The organism is Bacillus cereus group sp. TH152-1LC (assembly GCF_027710505.1).
GTDB classification, from domain to species: Bacteria; Bacillota; Bacilli; order Bacillales; family Bacillaceae_G; genus Bacillus_A; species Bacillus_A mobilis.
In genome coordinates this window covers 1-17,955 of sequence record NZ_JAQFNK010000006.1, presented here as the reverse complement: position 1 = coordinate 17,955, position 17,955 = coordinate 1, and the positions used below count along the sequence as shown (strand labels likewise).

Here is a 17,955-nt window from a genome sequence, read left to right as displayed (position 1 = left end):
ATGGGGGATACGGATGAAAAAGAAGCTTATTATAGGAGGAGTCTTTACCTTAATTAGTGTAATGAGTGTTGTCGCTTACTTAGTTTTTCAAGGCATATTTATTCCGAATCAAATAAGTGCGGATAAGTATGAAATAAAAGGTGTAGATGTCGCATCGTATCAAGGTGATATAGATTGGAGGGAGTTGGAAAAGCAAAATATGAAGTTTGCGTTTATAAAGGCTACTGAAGGAAGCGCATTTGTGGATAAGTACTTTGCGAAAAATTGGACGAATGCGAATAAGACAAGTATGCGCGTCGGAGCGTATCATTTTTTTAGTTTTGATAGTAAGGGTGAAACACAAGCAGAGCAATATATACGAACTGTTTCAAAATATAAACAAGCATTGCCACCCGTAATTGATGTTGAGTTTTATGCTGACAAAAAAGATAATCCCCCTAAGCGTAAAGATGTTGTGAAAGAGTTGTCGGTCATGATTGAAATGTTAGAAAAACATTACGGTAAGAAAGTAATATTGTATGCAACTCAAGAGGCATATGATTTGTATATAAAGAATGCGTATCCCCAATGTGATATATGGATTCGTAGTGTTTTTACAGAACCGAGTTTATCTGATGAGAGAAAGTGGACGTTTTGGCAATACACGAACCGCGGGAGATTAAATGGTTATAATGGAAAAGAGAAGTATATTGATTTGAATGTATTTTATGGGAACGAGGAAGAGTTTGAAAATTATGGAATAAAAGATTAAGTTTTAAAGCGTACAAAATTTGTGTGCTTTTTATTAATGTTATGAAAAATATGTAAGAAAAGATGGAACAAACATTTGAGATGAATTGTCTAATATAGGTAATAACTATTTTGTTTGAAAGAAAGGGTGGAGAAAATGAAAAATACATTATTAAAAGTAGGGGTATGTGTAAGTTTACTAGGAGCAACTCAATTTATTAGTACGATTTCTTCTGTGAAAGCGGAACAAAAGCTAGAGCAAAAAGTAATGAAAAATGAGACAGGAACCATTTCAATTTCTCAGTTAAACAAAAATGTGTGGGTTCATACGGAGTTAGGTTATTTTAACGGAGAAGCAGTTCCTTCGAACGGTCTAGTTCTCACTACTTCTAAAGGGTTAGTACTTGTCGACTCTTCTTGGGATGATAAGTTAACGAAGGAATTAATAGAGATGGTAGAAAAGAAATTTAAGAAGCGCGTAACGGATGTCATTATTACACATGCGCACGCTGATCGAATTGGCGGATTAAAAACGTTGAAAGAAAGAGGCATTAAAGCGCATAGTACAGCATTGACTGCAGAATTAGCAAAGATAAATGGTTATGAAGAACCACTTGGAGATTTACAAACCAGTACGAATTTGAAGTTTGGAAATATGAAAGTAGAAACGTTTTATCCAGGGAAAGGACATACAGAAGATAATATCGTCGTATGGCTACCGCAATACAATATTTTAGCTGGGGGCTGTTTAGTGAAATCAGCGTCCGCTAAAGATTTAGGAAACGTGGCTGATGCTTATGTAAATGAATGGTCTACATCGATTGAGAACGTGTTGACGCGCTATAGAAATATAAATGCAGTAGTGCCTGGTCATGGAGAAGTAGGGGACAGAGGATTACTTTTACATACATTGGATTTGTTGAAATAAAAAAACGAGGAGAAATAATTTTCTCCTCGTTTTCTTCTAATTATATTTAAATGCGAAGCCTGCATATGTTACTGAGATTTTAATTCCAAGTATACAAATACCAGTACCGTCATAATTGCTATAACAACGTAAGTAGCATCAAGCATTATAAGTGTTTTTAAAGTTTCAGTCATCCTCATTCACCCCTGGTATGAAAATATAACATAATCTCTTATCAATTAAATCAGAGATTATAAAGATAACAATGTACATGAAATTTCTTAAGTATTTCTATATAAATATATCATATAAATAATGTAAGTAATGTTAAGATAGTGTAAATGTATTGTAAAGAAAGAGGGGGCTCATCATGTTTATAAATCTTTTTGTTTGTAAATACTATGTATCTCTCAAGTGCCAGGTAGAAAACAGTTATAACATGTGAAAAAACTTACTTTGACACATCAATCACAATGCTAGTTGTTACTACATTTTCTTCTATTACTTCTACCTGTACTTGTTCATCGTTTCTCCAATTGATATTGAAGTTGTCTGTCGTATACATTTCCTTAAGAGTGACCTCTTTATATTTTTCTAAAATGCCACCTCTTTTCCCATAATAGATTCTTACAGTTGAACTGGGACTTGGTCCTTTTGATTTTATTGTTTCTCTAAGCTCGATAATATTTATGAGATTTGGAGATTCACTTTTTTGAAAGGTAAAGGAACTGACCACTTTTTGTACCTTCTTAAAAACAGGACCATTGGATTTATTGGATATGTTAAATTCCACAACTTCGGGTACGGATTCTTTTTCTCGTAGCGTTATCGTTGCTTCATAATCGTTTTTCCAATCTATGGAAACGTCTGAGGAGTCGAGACGTTCCCCGTCATTTGCAATACTTGTGTCAAAATGTTCCCATAAGCCGTATTTAATTCTGACGGGAGCGGGACCAAGAGAAGAGTCTGAATCTAGTTTCACTACTTTAATCGTATTTTTATTATTTGGAGAATGACTTTTTTTAAGTGTAATGTCCTGTAAATACAAAATGTAAGACAAACAGCCTACTACTAAAATAATTGGAATTAAGATACGTAAGGCAGTAATGGGACGTCTCCGTGTCGCTTTTTTCTTAGTGCTTTTACTATTTTGTTCAAGTTCTTTTTCAATACTCGTTTGAACCGTTACTTTTGGCGGGCGAATAAGCCACCAAATGAAAGCTATAAGTAGTAAGCAAAGAGGTATTCCTTGAATAAAGAAAAAACCTTTCCAAAAATCAAGTCTCGTACTATATGGAGAATCTGTTGCCATCACCCCTATAAAAAGGGCCACTGGACTTGCAAGTATATTTACCCCTAAACCAATCAATATGAATGAAAGATTTTTATTCCTAATTTTTCGTGACCCAGCCATAATAAACAGAAATACTGCAATACCAAGTATAAGAAACAGTGTTCCGTAATAAAACATCATGTATACCATATTATCCCTCCATACCTTTAATTGTACCATCAGTAAGGAAAATTTTGTGAAATGTTAGGTGGATATGATATTTGTATTCCGTAAAAGTGCGCCGATATATGATGCGAATAAATCATGTGCAAGTATGAATATCAGGATACAGTAAAAATATTATGTCAACAATGTGAACTATCACAAATTTTTATATGTTATTGTGATTGATATCACATCCCTTTTCCTCAATGGGTATTATGCTTGATTTGTAAGGAATGATTGGGAGAGGGTGGGATGATCATGTTTTGTTATCAATGTGAACAAACGCCAACAGGCGGATGTAAAGTAATAGGTGTTTGCGGTAAAAATGAAACAATTGCAAGTTTACAAGATACGATTGTGTTTGGATTAAAAGGAATTGCTGCTTATCGTACGCATGCTGCTCAGCTAGGGTATACGGATGCATTTGTAGATGCTACGACGCAAGAAGCATTGTATATGACATTAACCAATTCTAACTTTAACGAACAAGAACATATTGATATGGCTATGAAAGTAGGGCAATCCGCTTTACGAGTGATGGAGTTGTTAGATGAGGCACATACGAATCATTTTGGTGTTCCAGAGCCTGTTCAAATTACACAAAACCATGTAGAAGGTAAAGCAATTGTAGTTACTGGCCATAATTTATTTGCATTAGAAGAGTTATTAAAACAAACAGAAGGAAAAGAAGTTAATATTTATACGCATTCTGAAATGTTACCAGCACACGGATATCCGCAGCTGAAAAAATATAAACATTTAAAAGGAAACATCGGTAAAGCATGGTATGATCAACGACGTCTTTTTGAAAAATTTACAGGTGCGATATTAGCGACAACGAACTGTGTTATGCCAATTAAAGGATCATACTCTGATCGATTCTTTTCATATGATATTGCAGGTTTAGAGGGTGTACAAAAAATTGAAAAAGATGATTTCACGCCGTTGATTCAAAAAGCGCTAGAACTTCCAGAAGTACATATGGAATCGGATGAACAGTTAGTAACAGGGTTTCATCATAATACAGTATTATCATTATAAAGGATAAAATACCTCTGTTTCAAGCGATTTATATACTTTGTCAAAACCGCTTGCCCACAATTTGCCCACATGTTTTTAAAAACTCATCGTATTGATTTACTGCAGCTGCTTCCATAGATTGTGTTACATGTAGATAAACATCCGCTGTCATGTTGATGGTGGAATGCCCCAGACGTTCAGAAACGTATTTTATATTTGCACCACTTTGTAGAAGATGAACAGCATGCGTATGTCTGAAACCATGCAATTTAATAAATTCAAATTTACCCTTTTTGCATGTTTCTTTTAAAAATACTAGTGCTGTAGCTCGCAACATACAAGAGTTATCTTCATTGGTAAATACAAAGTTATAATCCTTGTAATATTCCCCATTTCTCAAAGTATTCTTAGCTTGTTCTATTTTTACCTGCTTTAAAAGTGCTAAAGTAGAATCATCCAGAGTAAGTGTTCTGATACTACTTTTATTTTTAGGTGGTCCGAATTTAATAGGTTGATTTCTTTGAATGGTAATTAATGTTTTTTTGATATAGACATGTTTTTTATCAAATTCTATATCATCCCATTGTAAAGCCAAACACTCTCCAATTCGTAGACCAGTCCTGGACAAAAACATAAACAGGGAGTAGTATTTAAAAGAAGCTTGTTCATTCAAAACATAATTCAAAAATGACTGTAATTCATCTATGTCAAAACATTTAATTTCTAATCGCTTGTCGATTACTTGATGTTCTTTGATACTAATTTTATTTGTAGGATTTTTAGTGAGAATTTCAAGTTCATAAACTGCCATTTCTAATGCATTGTGCATTGTAGCGTTAATCTGTGCTACGGTTTTCTTACTGCGTGTCTTTAGAAGGTCATTTATGAATTTTTGATATTTAACACGAGTTAAATCTTTTAATTTTACATCACCAAATGTGGGTAATATGAACAATCGGATGTTCTTTTCGTAATTTGTATACGTTCGTTCAGAAATAGTCCCCTTTTTATAAATATTTAACCATTCATACATATAGTCATTAAATGTTATATTATGACTGTTTACGTCAACTCCGTTAGCTATTTTCTCTTCAACTTTAGCGGCAGCTAATTGAGCTTCTTTTTTTGTTTTAAATCCACCCTTAGAGGCTTCTTTATATTTTCCCATCTCTTTGTATCTAATCCGATATTCCCATCTGTCTTTACGTTTTCTAAAACTAGCTATTGTAATCACTCCATTCTATTTATAAAGAAGGTCCTTTTGTTAACGTTGTAAATTCAAATGAATCTTTCCATTTGTTTCGGTATTCTGTAATGTTGTAATAATTCTTGCTTGGTTTGTATGTAGTAATCATGGTGACTTCCATCGATAAGAAATCTTGTTGCAAAGTAATTTGCTTCGGCTTCTATACGGATTTCAGAACATAGCGATACCTTAGATAATCTAGGGGTATTTTCATTCGGATGAAAGATAGCATGTCCTAATTCGTGAAAGCAGGTGAATACTTGATTTTGATATGAAAGTCGTTCGTTAATATGAATAAAGGGGATACGAGATATTTTGTGATAGTATCCAAAAATATCCCCTAAGTCTTCTGTGATGATAATAATTCCTTTTGCTTCGGCAATTAGATATGGATCTCTGGTATTATATTGTCTAAGTAGTTCGTCTATTTTTAAATTGATTTGTTGTTTTGAGACCAACAAGATCCACTCCAATCACTCTTCGTTTCTGTATTTTTCAGGTGTAAATTTCTTTTTAGCCATTTGCTTTCCTAATCTAAGAGAATTTTCTAATGAGACAATTAACAATTGTCTAGTTTCCTCTGACATAGGTTCTGAGTCTTTAGAGAAAGCAAGAGCATCTGATTTACTCATATCTTCTATTAATTCTTCTAATTTCTTTTGTATATCTTTTTCATCCTTCTCGGTAAGTTCCCAATACTCTTTGTTTGTTCTACCTAATAAGTAGTCAACGCTTACGTTGAAATAATCTGCTACTAGTTGAAGTTTATCAATAGCAGGTTTTTGAGTTTTCCACTTATACAGTGAATTCTCTCCCATGTTTAGTTGCTTCGCTAAATCAGATAAAGATATACCTTTCTTGTTCGCAAGCTCTTTAATTATGTTGAATGTAGACATTTAAACCACCCTTAATAAAGCTATGAACACTTTTCTATCCGAACGGATATAAAAAAGATTGAATTTTATCCAATTGGATATTAAACTATGTTCATAAGCTAATTATTTAGCCGTCAAACCATTAGAAATTAAGCCTATATTGCACGTCCCTCAACGTTTAAAAGGCAATTTAATTTGGTTTATTTAGCTATGCTTTAATTTTATCTGATTGGATAGTGGTAGTCAATAGAAAGCTGAAAAATTAGCTAAATGTATAGGAGGAGGTGTCGGTATGGATAAAGCTTTTGGCAAGAAAGTGAAAATGTGGCTATTTGTTAATGAAATGAAACAAGGAGAATTAGCAAAGATGCTTAATGTTTCCGGTCCATATCTCTCTGATATTTTACACGGTAAAAGAGAAGGTAAAAAAGTGAAAGAAAAAATAAATCGAATGTTGGAAAGTGGGGAGATTTGTTAATGGCAGCAACTGTGCAAGTTGTTATTGATGAAATTTACTTGCAAAAAGAAGTTTCTCGTCAAGTTAATGAAAGGTTAGCCGATATGGGAGTTGGTACTTGGTGGGATATGAAAAGACTTCAATATGAAACTAGCCGCAGCTATGACTGGTTAATGGAATATGTAGTTTGTGATCCTCGTGTACAAGAATTTGCGAAACAAAAAAATAATCGTTGGTTGTTTAAGGCAAAAGAAATGAAAGAATTTCTTTCTAAATTTTTTGATGAGCTGTAGGAGGCGAACGAAATTGAAGAACGGTAAAAATCCAACTAAGAAGGAAAAAACTCAAATCAAATCATACAATCTTAATCCTGATAATTGGTTAATCTTCAAAAAAGTAAGTAATGAATTACATTTGGTACATCGCAATATGAACAAAACTAAGGTTATTCCGAGTTTATAAATAGGAGGGAATTAAAATGAATCAAATAGCTGTAGCTGTAGTGAATGAAATGCCAATACATAATGAACTGGTATTTGAAAGTAACGGAAAAGTTGTTACAGATAGTTTGCTGATTGCAGAAGTATTTAATAAACGTCATGACAACGTTATGTCTGATATTAAAACTCAAATGGATTATGCAGGGGTAGAATTTTCACTCCTAAATTTTAAGGAGCGAACTTATGAAAATAGAGGACGTCGTTATCCTAAAATCGACCTAACAGAAGAAGCCTTTACATTAGTTGTCATGGGATACAACACAAAAGAAGCTGTTCAAATGAAAATTAAGTTTATTGAAGAGTTCAAACGAATGAAACAACACATACAAAATCAGCAACAACTTCCTAAAGATCCAATGAGCATTCTAAAACTCACATTTGATGCTCTAAAAGGTCAAAAACAAGAAATTCAAGATATCAAATCAGATGTGAAAGATTTGCGCGAGAATGCTCCTTTATATGCTATCGAATGTGATGAAGTATCAAAGTCTGTAAGAAAGTTAGGCGTTCTTTTATTAGGTGGTAAAGAATCTAATGCTTATCAGGATGGCAGCCTTAGAAAAAAAGTATATAGCGATATTTATAGTCAATTACATAGAGAGTTCGGGATTAGTAGTTATAAAGCTATTAAACGTCATCATTTAGATAGAGCTATTCAAATTATTAATGAAGAATATTCAATTCCAATTGTTTTAGATGAAGAAATTACAGCTATAAATGCACAGATAAATATGACGGAAGTTCAATAGGAGGAAAAGAAAATGAAAGAAACTAAATATTTTGTACTTCATAACAGAGGGTATGGTTTAAATGCTTACGAGTGTGAATCAAAACCAGAAGCAACTCGTATGATTAAGAGATTAATTGAAAACGGTGAGCCAGCATCATCAATTGTACTCACACGACAAGTGCCATTAAAAACAAAGATTCATAGTGTAACAGTTGAGATTGATGAATAATCATATGTTGAATGTACTTTGAAGGGAGGTGATTTTGTGGAATCAACACTATCACTTGCGATGTTCGGTTTGGGATTTTCTACACTAGCGTGGATAGGGTATGTAACTTATGAGCCAATAAGAAAATGGGCTTGGAGTGATGTAGAACAAAATAAAAAGACCCATGGCAGTGGGTCCTTTCGAAAAAATAAGTTGCTATAAGTATACCACGGAAAGTAGGGAAATAGTACATGCATTCAATTGAATATCAGGTGCTATTACCTAAAAAGTTTTGGGACTTAGCGAAAAGTAAAGATGAATTGAAACAAATGATTGAACAGTATTTCAAAATTGGTTATCCGCAGTATGAAATTCAACGGATTATAAAAAGTGGACAAGCATATGTGGCAGTTTGTACGAGGAGGTAGTTGTAGTGTCAGAAGTTAAATGGATAAAGCTTTCAACTAGTATGTTTGAGGATGAAAAAATACGTTTAATCGAAAGCATGCCTGAAGCTGATACCTTACTAATTATATGGATTAGATTATTAGCACAAGCCGGAAAAACAAATGCGAGTGGGTATATTTTTCTTAGCAAAAACATTCCTTACTCAGATGAAATGCTCGCAACTCTGTTCAATAGACCGATTGCAACAGTGAGATTAGCACTTCAAACATTTCAACAATTTGGAATGATTGAGATAACAGATGATCAATACATTTGTATTTCGAATTGGGAGAAGCACCAGAATGTTGATGGCCTAGAACGTGTGAAACAATTAAATGCAGAACGGAATAAAAAATACCGTGAACGTAAGAAACAACAGCAATTAACACTAGAAAATAAGGGAAATGAAAGTGACGTTCGCATGACGTCACGTGACGGTACAGATATAGAAGAAGATAAAGAATTAGATAAAGATAAAGAATTAGAAATAATTAATATATCTTCTTCTGACGAATCAGATACAAAAGTATCAATCCCTTATCAAGAAATCTTAGAATGCTTAAATGAAAAAGCTGAAAAGAACTTTAACCATAAAGCGGAAGCTCATAGAAAGCTAATCAGAGCCAGATGGAATGAAGGGTATACAGTTGATAATTTTAAAACCGTTATTAATAACAAAGTATCACAATGGCTTGGGAAGTTTGATAGAGACAATAAACCACTTGATCGGTATTTGAGACCAAGTACATTATTCGCGCAGAAACACTTTGATAATTATTTAAATGAAACAGCAAAAGGAGAGAATTCAAATGCAGGCTCTAAAAAGCACAAAAACAATGAATTCATTCAAAAATACGACTTCTCAAAACGCTAGTCAAAGATATGTATTGTCGCCTAACAGATGTACGAATGTATTTTTAGTAGGGAAAGAAAACTTTAAAGATGTTTGCAGCAAACGCATGTTAATAGATACAGAAACACTTGAGGAGTTTTGTCCTCAATGTAGATCGGTAGAAAAGGAAGATCAGAAATTAGCTATAGAGACGCTTGCTATAAAAAAGAAAAATGAAATCATTCATTTATATGATTCATTTGCTGATAACAGCTTAATAAATGACAAACTCAAAAAAGCTACATTTGAAAATTATGTACCAACGAAAAAGGAATTAGCTGATGCGAAAGAAACAATTATGTATTTTGTAGCTTCTTTCAATAAAGAGGAACCAACAAGCATGATAATAACGGGGGATTATGGAGTAGGAAAAAGTCATTTGTGTGTAGCAGCTACTAAAGAACTTATGAAAAAGGGTCACAGTGCAATGTTTATTCAAATGAATAAACTATTTACCAAAATTAAATCCACTTGGAATAAAAACAGTGAAATGACAGAGGACAAGTTAATGTCTCTACTAGCAAAAGTCGATGTCTTAATTATTGATGACTTTGGAGCGGAATTTACAGAGAAAGACAAAGAGGGCGTCACATGGAAACAAACGAAGACAAATGAAATTGTAGATAGCCGTATAGGTAAAAGCACTTTATTTACTACTAATTTTACGATCGATGAATTAGCAGAAATGTATGGAGAACGTGACTTTAGTCGAATGATGGAAAACGCTGAAATGTTAGAAATGCATGGGGATAATTATAGATTACGTAATTTCAAAAAGGAGGAATAAATATGTGCTCATTATGCCGTAATACAGGAATTATTCGTAAAGAAATTTATCCAGGTGTAGGTCTAACGGAAGGGTGTAACTGTGAAGTAGCAAAGCAACAGCAAGAAGAAAACGATAAGCGTTGGCAAGCATGGTTAATCAAATTTGAATCAATGAAACAAGAGTTGCAACGGAATCAACAACAAAAAGTTAGTTAATAAGGGGGAGAAAGTTATGAAAAATACAGGTGTTGTCAGAAAAGTGGACGAGCTAGGGCGAGTAGTAATTCCAGTAGAATTGCGCAGAACCTTAGGTGTTGCTGAAGGTACAGCAGTAGACTTTCATGTTTATGGAGAAAACATCATTTTGAAAAAACAAGAAAAGTCATGCCTTGTAACTGGTGAAGTATCTGATTCCAACATCGAATTGTTAGGCGGCCGAATGTTTTTGAGTAAGGAAGGAGCACTTGAGTTACTTAATTCACTTGAAAAGAGTGTGAAGGAACATGCCTAAACAATTGAATATTTTCGATGTAGAGCCGGAAATTTGTCAGTTTGATGTAATGAAGGCCAATGTTAAGAAAGGAGCTGGACGTAATACATACGCTGATGTACGCGTTCATGTTCCTAAAAATGCAAAATGTACAGATGAGTTACCACGTAAAACGAACCCAGATGAACGTTATGAATTATTTGAACAATACGCAATCGCAATTTGGCGATATGAGCGATCAATTGATAGTTCGTGTAATTGGGAAACAGCCGAGGAATTATGCAAGGCAGCAAGAGATAAAAAGGAAGATATTCCAGTAAGGATTTATTTAGGCAGTGGATTCAAGCCAGATGTCGTTCAGTACATGGAGTGAGCAAAAGGGAGAGGGACATATGAAAAAAATAGAAATTGATGTTAGTAGCAACAAACTATTAATAGTGAAGGATGGAAATGTTACAGCAGTCAATCCACCAATGAGCGGATTCGGTGAGCAAGTTGCGGTTTGGGTAAACGGTAAGGTTGATCGTGTGGATACTAAGTTTACTGAAAAGATAAAATAATCATTTTTAGAAAGTAGGTTCGCTTATGAGTGTAGCAAAAAATCATGAAGCGATGAAGGAATCACGCTTGAAGGTATACATCGCTTTAGAAGAGGCTAACTTCATTTGGGATGAAAGAGATGTAGTACGTTTTCGTGAAATGTGGAGTCAAGGTATGAGCTTACCAAAGATGGCAAAAGCGTTAAGGAGACACCAAGCGGAAGTTGCGCTTCTTGTAATAGATCAGGCTGATAAGTATTTAATTGAAAATCGTCCGATAGGGTTAGGGATTTGCTAAATAGGAAGGGGAAATCAAAATGAATAAAAATCAAATAGTTAGTTTAGATGAATATCAGGAAGCGACTTTACGCACTTGGAATACGAGAAATGATTTTGGATTTTGTGTTTCTAATGCTACTTTAGGTCTTACTGGTGAGGCTGGGGAAGTTGCTGATCTAGTTAAGAAAGCTATCTATCATGGCCACAGTTTTGATCCATCTCATTGTCCAGGAGAAGAGGACGGAAATGTTCATAAATTAGCTTTAGAACTGGGAGACATTATGTATTACGTAGGGATTATGGCCCACGAAATGGGATATACGTTACAAGATATTGCTGAAATGAACATCGTAAAATTAGCTAAAAGATATCTGGGTGGATTTAGTCGAGAAGCTAGTCAAAAACGTGTTGATGTGAAGTAAGACAAAATTTGAATTTTATTAAAAAGAAGGAACAGGGGAATATGTAAAAGAGTTTGAAAGGTCCATAAAAAAAGAATTCAGTAAAACTCTGAATTCTCCTACACGTACTGTTATTTGTTAATCAGTTTGGAAATAAAAGGATAGTGAAAGTCTTTTTCCTGTAGTACACATAAAATTCCTTTTATAGGTCCGAAAATTAACAAAAGAAACAGTATTAGATATAAAGGAGCTATCCCGAAAATAATCAAAGCGTTATTTGAAGTTAAGTCTAAATTAGACAAAGATAACATTAAGATTCTTATTATGAATAGATTCCAAATCATTGTAATTATCCAAATGAATAGTTGATAAAAAACAGCTTCAAGGATATTTTTTCGAATGTCTTGTGATTTGCATATGAAATAAAAAATCAATGGTATATAAAAAATTGTGACGCTAAAGAAAATAAGAATAAAAAAAGATAATAGGGTAAGAAAATGCATAATTAATTTTATATTCTTTTCTTTTCTTGATTTAGGATCATTAAGGTCCTCCTATATGTATGAGATTTGTTGTGCCTATTAATATATATGCTGTAGACAATTATAACATAAAAATTAATTGTAATAGAATATTGCAGCGAAAAGAACACGTATTAAATTAAATAAAAGCGTTATCTGAAACTGTTCATGAAACAAGAGCACTACCGAAAGTGCTCATAGAAAATGCATTTTATATTTTGTTTTGAGCTACGATCTTAATATTCTCTGGTGGAATGATATCTTGAATTTTTTCTTTCAAATCTACTTGGACCATTTCTTCAAGATGTTCAAGTGAAACTTCAAAGTTTATGCATTCCGCAGTTGCAATGCTTAATAAAGAATAATTTTCATTCTTTTTAACAACAATATATTGTGATTGATCTGTTATTACTATACATCCTTGTTGAATGCCTAATTTACGATTGTCTTCAAAAGTCATAAATATTTCTCCTTTTATATGTATTGCCGATAAATAGTTTACTACATAAATACATTGGTTCATATTGAGAAACCTTACATTAGTATTACAATTTTATAAGGTTTCTCAATATCTTGTGGCCTAGTAAGCAGGAGAGTGTTAAAAGGTTTAATTGAGTATTTAATAAAATCCTTATTTGAAAACAAGAAGTCTTAGAGTTAGGGTTCTAGAGCTTTTTGTTTTGGTATTCTCACATGGTTTTTCAAAAAGAATAGAACATATTGAAGATAACATGTGAATGTTTCATAAATGTATCAAAAAAGTGAACAAAATTGCTATTGCAGCAGAAGCAGAAATGAATTTTCTAATACGCAAGCACATGAAAGGTATTATTTCCAGAGGATAAAATGCACATGGGACATCTAATCATTATTTTATCGGGGGAAAAGAATATGTTATGAACTTGGTCGAATGAAAAAATGAAAATTTTACTTTTAGAGTGAAACTAAACAAAAACGCTATTTTATTTGAGGAGAATTTGAAATGAAAGCCAATTGGAATGAGCAAGAGCGTTTAGAGAGTGAAGCGGAGCAAGAAATGATCGAACAAGTAGAAAGAGAAAACTGGATGGAAGCAAATAATATTAGCTATGAGTATTAATGTTCGGAATTTGATTCAATTTTTCAGATGTAGTTTAAGGATAATGTTCGGTTTTTAATAAAAATTTCATTTTGTAGAAAGGAGAATGGATATTCATGCTTTGAGTTTAATAAGCATGAATATTGGGCGTGAGTGGTAGCTGAAAACGTTATAAAAGCATGTGAAGTATATGTGGAAGAAGTTGCAGGTGAGTCAGTTATAGAAGTGCAAAAAGAAGGAGGAGTTGATGAAATCACAAAAGAAATCGCATTTGGAAAGTATTTAAGTACAGTTGCTCATTTAGAAGAAAATAAGAGTTTGAATTTACAAGACTATTTTAATGCTTTCAATGGGCATGAAAACACAACACTTTTGATTACATTGGAATTAGCATAAAGAACTAAAAAAAATTCTTAGTTAAATAAAGGGAATAAGGGCTAATGTAAAACCCCCTATCCAGTTCAAAAGGATAGAGGGCCATAGAAATGGAGTTTGATTTGTTTGTCAAACGCTTATATATATGAATGTTTTTGTGTGAATATTTAACAGGTGTATAATATCACAAAAAATATTTTGCACAACAAAGCAGCTAACTGAAGTAGCTGCTTTGTTGTACAAAAGAAAATTAGGCCCTACAAGTTAAGATGTGTAACTTAAAGCTACAGTTATAGTATTCGCATGACTGGAAATGTTATACGGGATTAAAGTAATAAAAATTTCATTTTTTAGAAAGACAAGAATCTTCATTTTAAAAACTTGAGCATAGTTTTATCGAGAAGCCACTTTCCTTCAATTTTTTTAGCAGGTAATTTGCCAGTGATGCACATGTTTCTTACTGTTTGAGAGGAACGTCCTAAAAATTTAGCAGCTTCCTCTACACCTATGATGTTTTTAAGCGAAGTAAAAGAATCGTATGAAGTATTGCTATTTTCCTCGAGAATTGTATTTATATAAGGTTCTAAAAAAGTTTCACCAGGTGCCATAATCCAAGCTGAAGGCCATTTATTATCAGATCCAGGAATAGACTTTAAAGCTAATGTGGCAGCTTCTAATGTTTTATGATAACTGAGTATAGAAGTATAATTTCCAACCAACATGTAAAAATCAGTATTGTTAGTGAAATTTTTTTGTTGTTTAAAGCCGTGCATTATTGATAGCTCCTTTTTCAAGGGATTGTAGTTCTTATGTTCGCTAAATAAATATAGTTTATTTCAATCAAAGTTGAGCAAGCATTAAAAATCATAAAGTGAAAGCTAATTGGATTAAATCATAGGGTAATAAAAGAACATTGGAATTATGTTTAAGAGGAATAACCTTATAAATATTCCACATAACCATTATGGGAATTGGAACTATATATTAACCATAAAAAAATAACTTGGTAGGAAATCGCAAAAATAAAACGAGCACTTGTGCCAGAGTGCCCGATTATGAAACCTTAAACCATTTATCCATGTTTATGTGTGTGAGCCATGAACATAGAATAGTTGGGCAAGTAAGGATTCAAGATAGTATATGTACGTTCAATAAAATGGTTCGTTAAACCAAAAAAGAAGCAGGTAGCAAAAGCTAACTGCTTAAACAAAAGGATGACTGAAATGACAAAAAATTCAATTTAAGGAGGTATTTACAGTATGCACATGAATCCGTTTTTTATACAAGGAAACCAGAAAAAATGGTTTTTAAAACCAAATAAAGCGAGTTGGTTTTAAAAAAGATAGATGGATAGAAATTAAGAGGTCAAAAATGAAAAACAAACCTGTTTAAGAAGGTATTGGCGAGCTGCTGAATGAGTTGGAAATTATGAATTGTTAGGTGTGACTGTATCGAATCCAGTAGAGATAGGTGGTTGTTTGAATTAATGTACGGCACAGTGATTTTATAATTTAAAATCCGAACAAAATAATCCTCTTGTAGAAAAGGAGAAATTCATATGAAGAAATTAACTTTTAAAATACTAAGCAAATTAAGGATTATTAATAAGAAGCCAGAAACTATAATAAACCTATCTCGAAAAGAAGATGAAGTGACTGTTGATTTAGGGCAGATAATTGTTACTGGAACATCTCAAAACATTACTGTTTTTATGACAGAAATGACTAAATTTAAAGTGAATGAAAATTAAATATAGTCCGGCTAGAAAACTAGAGGACACCAATTCATTAAAGCGGCAATCAAAGCTGTTTTAGGGATAGGTGTCCTTTTTATTTTTGAAAAGGGAGATGGGGAAATGAAGGCGCTAAAAGATCAGTTACGTGAATGGAAAAAGAAATCAAAACAAGCTAAGAAGAAAAATAAGAAAAAACGAAAAGAGAAATTAAGCACTCGTGAAATTGAGAATTTAATGGGGATGCATAGACCTTGTTATGAACGTAGACGTGGAGGTATAAGACAAAAGTAATTTAAAAATAAAAAGGAGTGGTCTTACATGACTATACAATTATCTTTCTTACCAAAAATTGATAGAGTAGCAACACAGAAAAAATTAGAAGGTGTTCTTGAAAATGTACGTTTATATAGACAGTTTGGAATGATGCGTGAAGAAATGAAAGTCACTCCTTCTTATGAAATTAGATATCACGGACCTACAAATGATGTTGGAAAGCCATTAGAAGATGTAGCGATGGCTAATATACAACAAAATGAGCGAGAAGAGTGGATGAAGAAAATGTCATTTCGTATCGATCAGTTTTTAAATCGTTTAGGTAATAGCAATGCCGGAAGAATTCAAAGAGATATTATTAGTAAACGTTATTTGGAAGAAGAGGATGTATGTGATTATATGATTTATAACGAAATTGGAATGACTGAACGTACATATCGCCGTTGGAAGTCCAGGGCGTTTTATAATTTAGCTTTTGCTCTTAGGTTAGAAGTTTACGAGACAGAAGAAACTGGAGGGATTGAATAATGAATTTTGTCCAGCCAATACGTGATCCAGATCAAATACAACAAATTAAAGAGTATTTAAGAGAAAAGAATGAACGGAATTATATCTTGTTTGTAATGGGAATTAATACGGGTCTACGTATTAGTGACATTCTAAAACTGAAGATTGGAGATTTAAAAGGAAGTCATATCTCAATGCGTGAAATGAAGACGGGTAAGCAGAAACGAATTCAGATTACTGCAGCATTAAGAAGAGAATTGAAATGGTACATCGAAGAGATGGAAGATCATGAATATCTAATCAAGAGCAGACAAGGAAAGAATCGACCAATAGGAAGAAGTATGGCATATAAAATACTTAGTTCCACAGCAGCAGAGTTTGGCTTAGATGAGATTGGAACACATACACTACGTAAAACATTCGGCTACCATATGTACATACAGACAAAGAATATAGCCTTGCTAATGGAGATATTTAATCATTCGAGTCAACGAGTAACATTACGATATATAGGAGTAAATCAAGATGCAATGGATAAAGCAATGACTAGATTTAAAATCTAATCATTGCTTTTTTCTTTTTAATTCTATACAGTTACTCATTTTTATTGTGTTGTGTAACTCAAAAGAGGAAGTGTTATGAAGCTATGAATATCAAGGGCTGTAGCGTTTGGCTTAGTTACACAAAATAGAAGATATGGGTAACACATTTACAGGAATCATTGTAGAGAGTAATGAATATTTATAGACATAGAATATAAGGGGAGGAAATATAATTCATGTTAAATGAAGAATTATTAGAAGCGCTAATTAAATATCGAAGGTTTAACGGGAAGAACCCTGATATCCTACAAGTACATCCAAAATATTTTAGAAATCTTCTAGAAGAATTAAATTATCCAGAGTGGCTTATTAAAAAGAAAGAAGCAGAAACAGGAACGAAAAAAAGCTTATTAGGAGTGGCAGTTGAGCTAACAGATGCAGTAGAAAAATTTAAACTATGAAAAAAGTTGGCAGAGTCGTGACCGCTTTTTGGCAGGAAATATGCCGGTTGTTTTCGAATTTTCGTGTTATATTTGTATTGTGAGAAGTGGCGGAAAACACAACTCATAAAATTTCTTTATAATATATATTGTTTAAACGGTTTCATGAAGACGGCGCATAAAATCCGAAACTAGTAGATGGTACTGATTGAGTGATACCGTTATCAAGGAGGGCTTTTGCTCTTCTTCCAGTTACTTAATAACGTCGGAGCAGATAAATGTAAATAACATTAGGTAATTGGACGAAGAATAAAACTTCATTTACTGTGTTTATATTAATAACATAGGAAATTGACGAAAGGGCAACTGGTGCACGATTGCCCTTTTGTTTATGTGTGGGTATTAAAATATCACGTACCGGATTATATAATTCATTTCAAAAGGAATGAAAAATGCAAATGCAATGTATGGCAGGTCATGTGGAGTATAAATTCGCAT

At 33.1% G+C, this 17,955-nt stretch carries 30 protein-coding genes and 1 pseudogene; 24 read left to right on the top strand and 7 right to left on the bottom strand.

Annotation, left to right across the window (positions count from 1 at the left end; genetic code table 11):
• Positions 1–13: 13 nt before the first annotated feature.
• The gene (locus PDL00_RS15865) at positions 14–751 is read left to right on the top strand and encodes a glycoside hydrolase family 25 protein (protein ID WP_270730045.1); all 738 of its coding nucleotides are present in this window, start codon (positions 14–16) and stop codon (positions 749–751) included.
• A 135-nt stretch (positions 752–886) separates the two neighbouring features.
• Positions 887–1,657 carry a BcII family subclass B1 metallo-beta-lactamase gene (gene bla2, locus PDL00_RS15860; RefSeq protein ID WP_270730044.1) on the top strand — a complete coding sequence of 257 codons (771 nt, stop codon included), beginning with the start codon at positions 887–889 and terminating at the stop codon, positions 1,655–1,657.
• A 430-nt stretch (positions 1,658–2,087) separates the two neighbouring features.
• Here the strand turns inward: bla2 and PDL00_RS15855 are convergent, their stop codons facing one another.
• Positions 2,088–3,119 (bottom strand): MFS transporter, encoded by a 1,032-nt coding sequence (locus tag PDL00_RS15855; RefSeq protein ID WP_242254760.1) that lies wholly within the window; start codon positions 3,117–3,119, stop codon positions 2,088–2,090.
• Between the two features lie 273 nt (positions 3,120–3,392).
• On the opposite strand from PDL00_RS15855, the pseudogene PDL00_RS15850 reads away from it, so the two are divergent.
• A pseudogene (locus tag PDL00_RS15850) lies at positions 3,393–4,172 on the top strand (hydroxylamine reductase); the annotation flags it as partial.
• A 43-nt stretch (positions 4,173–4,215) separates the two neighbouring features.
• On the opposite strand, the gene PDL00_RS15845 reads toward PDL00_RS15850, so the two are convergent.
• The 3 genes from PDL00_RS15845 to PDL00_RS15835 are packed head-to-tail and all read right to left on the bottom strand — an operon-like array spanning position 4,216 to position 6,296.
• Entirely contained in the window at positions 4,216–5,379 is a 1,164-nt protein-coding gene (locus PDL00_RS15845; RefSeq protein ID WP_270730354.1) for a site-specific integrase, read from the bottom strand.
• A gap of 53 nt (positions 5,380–5,432) precedes the next feature.
• On the bottom strand, positions 5,433–5,858 hold the full coding sequence (locus PDL00_RS15840) for an ImmA/IrrE family metallo-endopeptidase (RefSeq protein ID WP_270730040.1): 426 nt from the start codon (positions 5,856–5,858) through the stop codon (positions 5,433–5,435).
• 15 nt (positions 5,859–5,873) lie between these two features.
• Positions 5,874–6,296 (bottom strand): helix-turn-helix domain-containing protein, encoded by a 423-nt coding sequence (locus PDL00_RS15835; RefSeq protein WP_270730037.1) that lies wholly within the window; start codon positions 6,294–6,296, stop codon positions 5,874–5,876.
• 271 nt (positions 6,297–6,567) lie between these two features.
• Between PDL00_RS15835 and PDL00_RS15830 the strand changes: the two genes are divergently transcribed.
• From PDL00_RS15830 to PDL00_RS15760, 15 genes are read left to right on the top strand one after another with little or no spacing between them, the layout of a single operon-like run.
• Positions 6,568–6,753, top strand: coding sequence for a helix-turn-helix domain-containing protein (locus PDL00_RS15830; protein WP_270730035.1), 186 nt, complete (start codon positions 6,568–6,570; stop codon positions 6,751–6,753).
• A complete protein-coding gene (locus PDL00_RS15825) occupies positions 6,753–7,025 on the top strand; it encodes a DUF771 domain-containing protein (protein ID WP_270730034.1) in 273 nt (90 codons plus the stop codon). Before PDL00_RS15830 ends, PDL00_RS15825 begins: the two co-directional genes overlap by 1 nt.
• A 13-nt stretch (positions 7,026–7,038) precedes the next feature.
• A complete protein-coding gene (locus PDL00_RS15820) occupies positions 7,039–7,194 on the top strand; it encodes a DUF6906 family protein (RefSeq protein WP_176522737.1) in 156 nt (51 codons plus the stop codon).
• 16 nt (positions 7,195–7,210) lie between these two features.
• Positions 7,211–7,981 carry a Rha family transcriptional regulator gene (locus PDL00_RS15815; RefSeq protein WP_270730031.1) on the top strand — a complete coding sequence of 257 codons (771 nt, stop codon included), beginning with the start codon at positions 7,211–7,213 and terminating at the stop codon, positions 7,979–7,981.
• A gap of 12 nt (positions 7,982–7,993) precedes the next feature.
• Entirely contained in the window at positions 7,994–8,191 is a 198-nt protein-coding gene (locus PDL00_RS15810; RefSeq protein WP_270730029.1) for a hypothetical protein, read from the top strand.
• A 36-nt stretch (positions 8,192–8,227) separates the two neighbouring features.
• Positions 8,228–8,392, top strand: a complete 165-nt coding sequence (locus PDL00_RS15805; protein WP_270730364.1) for a hypothetical protein — start codon at positions 8,228–8,230, stop codon at positions 8,390–8,392.
• A gap of 29 nt (positions 8,393–8,421) precedes the next feature.
• Positions 8,422–8,598 (top strand): hypothetical protein, encoded by a 177-nt coding sequence (locus PDL00_RS15800; protein WP_000555610.1) that lies wholly within the window; start codon positions 8,422–8,424, stop codon positions 8,596–8,598.
• A gap of 5 nt (positions 8,599–8,603) precedes the next feature.
• Positions 8,604–9,491 carry a phage replisome organizer N-terminal domain-containing protein gene (locus tag PDL00_RS15795; protein ID WP_270730026.1) on the top strand — a complete coding sequence of 296 codons (888 nt, stop codon included), beginning with the start codon at positions 8,604–8,606 and terminating at the stop codon, positions 9,489–9,491.
• Positions 9,454–10,296: an ATP-binding protein gene (locus PDL00_RS15790; RefSeq protein ID WP_423118096.1), complete on the top strand. Its 843-nt coding sequence runs from the start codon at positions 9,454–9,456 to the stop codon at positions 10,294–10,296. Before PDL00_RS15795 ends, PDL00_RS15790 begins: the two co-directional genes overlap by 38 nt.
• A 2-nt stretch (positions 10,297–10,298) precedes the next feature.
• Positions 10,299–10,493, top strand: coding sequence for a hypothetical protein (locus tag PDL00_RS15785; protein WP_098397627.1), 195 nt, complete (start codon positions 10,299–10,301; stop codon positions 10,491–10,493).
• A gap of 16 nt (positions 10,494–10,509) precedes the next feature.
• A complete protein-coding gene (locus PDL00_RS15780; RefSeq protein ID WP_270730018.1) occupies positions 10,510–10,788 on the top strand; it encodes an AbrB/MazE/SpoVT family DNA-binding domain-containing protein in 279 nt (92 codons plus the stop codon).
• Positions 10,781–11,140, top strand: coding sequence for a cell division protein SepF (locus PDL00_RS15775; protein WP_270730015.1), 360 nt, complete (start codon positions 10,781–10,783; stop codon positions 11,138–11,140). The genes PDL00_RS15780 and PDL00_RS15775 overlap by 8 nt, the downstream gene beginning before the upstream one ends.
• Positions 11,141–11,159: 19 nt before the next feature.
• Positions 11,160–11,327, top strand: coding sequence for a DUF3954 domain-containing protein (locus PDL00_RS15770; protein ID WP_000717826.1), 168 nt, complete (start codon positions 11,160–11,162; stop codon positions 11,325–11,327).
• 25 nt (positions 11,328–11,352) lie between these two features.
• Positions 11,353–11,604 carry a helix-turn-helix domain containing protein gene (locus tag PDL00_RS15765; RefSeq protein WP_270730012.1) on the top strand — a complete coding sequence of 84 codons (252 nt, stop codon included), beginning with the start codon at positions 11,353–11,355 and terminating at the stop codon, positions 11,602–11,604.
• Between the two features lie 19 nt (positions 11,605–11,623).
• Positions 11,624–12,007, top strand: coding sequence for a nucleoside triphosphate pyrophosphohydrolase family protein (locus PDL00_RS15760; protein WP_333563532.1), 384 nt, complete (start codon positions 11,624–11,626; stop codon positions 12,005–12,007).
• 110 nt (positions 12,008–12,117) lie between these two features.
• Here PDL00_RS15760 and PDL00_RS15755 read toward each other — a convergent pair whose 3' ends face one another.
• Positions 12,118–12,489: a DUF4870 domain-containing protein gene (locus PDL00_RS15755; protein WP_270730008.1), complete on the bottom strand. Its 372-nt coding sequence runs from the start codon at positions 12,487–12,489 to the stop codon at positions 12,118–12,120.
• A 229-nt stretch (positions 12,490–12,718) separates the two neighbouring features.
• Positions 12,719–12,967, bottom strand: a complete 249-nt coding sequence (locus PDL00_RS15750; RefSeq protein WP_023521157.1) for a hypothetical protein — start codon at positions 12,965–12,967, stop codon at positions 12,719–12,721.
• A 771-nt stretch (positions 12,968–13,738) separates the two neighbouring features.
• Between PDL00_RS15750 and PDL00_RS15745 the strand changes: the two genes are divergently transcribed.
• On the top strand, positions 13,739–13,981 hold the full coding sequence (locus PDL00_RS15745) for a hypothetical protein (protein WP_270730003.1): 243 nt from the start codon (positions 13,739–13,741) through the stop codon (positions 13,979–13,981).
• Between the two features lie 347 nt (positions 13,982–14,328).
• Here the strand turns inward: PDL00_RS15745 and PDL00_RS15740 are convergent, their stop codons facing one another.
• Complete coding sequence (locus PDL00_RS15740) at positions 14,329–14,733, bottom strand: helix-turn-helix domain-containing protein (protein ID WP_270730001.1); 405 nt, start codon at positions 14,731–14,733, stop codon at positions 14,329–14,331.
• A gap of 785 nt (positions 14,734–15,518) precedes the next feature.
• Between PDL00_RS15740 and PDL00_RS15735 the strand changes: the two genes are divergently transcribed.
• The 5 genes from PDL00_RS15735 (at position 15,519) to PDL00_RS15715 (ending at position 17,478) form a co-directional block, all read left to right on the top strand.
• Entirely contained in the window at positions 15,519–15,710 is a 192-nt protein-coding gene (locus PDL00_RS15735) for a hypothetical protein (RefSeq protein ID WP_078187279.1), read from the top strand.
• Positions 15,711–15,815: 105 nt separating this feature from the next.
• Complete coding sequence (locus PDL00_RS15730) at positions 15,816–15,986, top strand: hypothetical protein (protein WP_270729998.1); 171 nt, start codon at positions 15,816–15,818, stop codon at positions 15,984–15,986.
• 27 nt (positions 15,987–16,013) lie between these two features.
• Positions 16,014–16,496 (top strand): ArpU family phage packaging/lysis transcriptional regulator, encoded by a 483-nt coding sequence (locus PDL00_RS15725; RefSeq protein ID WP_270729996.1) that lies wholly within the window; start codon positions 16,014–16,016, stop codon positions 16,494–16,496.
• Positions 16,496–17,038 carry a site-specific integrase gene (locus PDL00_RS15720; RefSeq protein WP_078187282.1) on the top strand — a complete coding sequence of 181 codons (543 nt, stop codon included), beginning with the start codon at positions 16,496–16,498 and terminating at the stop codon, positions 17,036–17,038. Before PDL00_RS15725 ends, PDL00_RS15720 begins: the two co-directional genes overlap by 1 nt.
• Before the next feature lie 215 nt (positions 17,039–17,253).
• On the top strand, positions 17,254–17,478 hold the full coding sequence (locus PDL00_RS15715) for a hypothetical protein (protein ID WP_078187283.1): 225 nt from the start codon (positions 17,254–17,256) through the stop codon (positions 17,476–17,478).
• The last annotated feature ends 477 nt before the right edge of the window (positions 17,479–17,955 follow it).

Excerpts from the sequence above, each read along its gene's own strand:
- PDL00_RS15865 (WP_270730045.1), top strand. The coding sequence starts at position 14 with ATGAAAAAGAAGCTTATTATAGGAGGAGTCTTTACCTTAATTAGTGTA.
- bla2 (WP_270730044.1), top strand. The coding sequence starts at position 887 with ATGAAAAATACATTATTAAAAGTAGGGGTATGTGTAAGTTTACTAGGA.
- PDL00_RS15855 (WP_242254760.1), bottom strand. The coding sequence starts at position 3,119 with ATGGTATACATGATGTTTTATTACGGAACACTGTTTCTTATACTTGGT.
- PDL00_RS15835 (WP_270730037.1), bottom strand. The coding sequence starts at position 6,296 with ATGTCTACATTCAACATAATTAAAGAGCTTGCGAACAAGAAAGGTATA.
- PDL00_RS15830 (WP_270730035.1), top strand. The coding sequence starts at position 6,568 with ATGGATAAAGCTTTTGGCAAGAAAGTGAAAATGTGGCTATTTGTTAAT.
- PDL00_RS15825 (WP_270730034.1), top strand. The coding sequence starts at position 6,753 with ATGGCAGCAACTGTGCAAGTTGTTATTGATGAAATTTACTTGCAAAAA.
- PDL00_RS15815 (WP_270730031.1), top strand. The coding sequence starts at position 7,211 with ATGAATCAAATAGCTGTAGCTGTAGTGAATGAAATGCCAATACATAAT.
- PDL00_RS15810 (WP_270730029.1), top strand. The coding sequence starts at position 7,994 with ATGAAAGAAACTAAATATTTTGTACTTCATAACAGAGGGTATGGTTTA.
- PDL00_RS15800 (WP_000555610.1), top strand. The coding sequence starts at position 8,422 with ATGCATTCAATTGAATATCAGGTGCTATTACCTAAAAAGTTTTGGGAC.
- PDL00_RS15790 (WP_423118096.1), top strand. The coding sequence starts at position 9,454 with ATGAATTCATTCAAAAATACGACTTCTCAAAACGCTAGTCAAAGATAT.
- PDL00_RS15785 (WP_098397627.1), top strand. The coding sequence starts at position 10,299 with ATGTGCTCATTATGCCGTAATACAGGAATTATTCGTAAAGAAATTTAT.
- PDL00_RS15780 (WP_270730018.1), top strand. The coding sequence starts at position 10,510 with ATGAAAAATACAGGTGTTGTCAGAAAAGTGGACGAGCTAGGGCGAGTA.
- PDL00_RS15775 (WP_270730015.1), top strand. The coding sequence starts at position 10,781 with ATGCCTAAACAATTGAATATTTTCGATGTAGAGCCGGAAATTTGTCAG.
- PDL00_RS15770 (WP_000717826.1), top strand. The coding sequence starts at position 11,160 with ATGAAAAAAATAGAAATTGATGTTAGTAGCAACAAACTATTAATAGTG.
- PDL00_RS15765 (WP_270730012.1), top strand. The coding sequence starts at position 11,353 with ATGAGTGTAGCAAAAAATCATGAAGCGATGAAGGAATCACGCTTGAAG.
- PDL00_RS15760 (WP_333563532.1), top strand. The coding sequence starts at position 11,624 with ATGAATAAAAATCAAATAGTTAGTTTAGATGAATATCAGGAAGCGACT.
- PDL00_RS15755 (WP_270730008.1), bottom strand. The coding sequence starts at position 12,489 with ATGCATTTTCTTACCCTATTATCTTTTTTTATTCTTATTTTCTTTAGC.
- PDL00_RS15750 (WP_023521157.1), bottom strand. The coding sequence starts at position 12,967 with ATGACTTTTGAAGACAATCGTAAATTAGGCATTCAACAAGGATGTATA.
- PDL00_RS15740 (WP_270730001.1), bottom strand. The coding sequence starts at position 14,733 with ATGCACGGCTTTAAACAACAAAAAAATTTCACTAACAATACTGATTTT.
- PDL00_RS15735 (WP_078187279.1), top strand. The coding sequence starts at position 15,519 with ATGAAGAAATTAACTTTTAAAATACTAAGCAAATTAAGGATTATTAAT.
- PDL00_RS15730 (WP_270729998.1), top strand. The coding sequence starts at position 15,816 with ATGAAGGCGCTAAAAGATCAGTTACGTGAATGGAAAAAGAAATCAAAA.
- PDL00_RS15725 (WP_270729996.1), top strand. The coding sequence starts at position 16,014 with ATGACTATACAATTATCTTTCTTACCAAAAATTGATAGAGTAGCAACA.
- PDL00_RS15720 (WP_078187282.1), top strand. The coding sequence starts at position 16,496 with ATGAATTTTGTCCAGCCAATACGTGATCCAGATCAAATACAACAAATT.
- PDL00_RS15715 (WP_078187283.1), top strand. The coding sequence starts at position 17,254 with ATGTTAAATGAAGAATTATTAGAAGCGCTAATTAAATATCGAAGGTTT.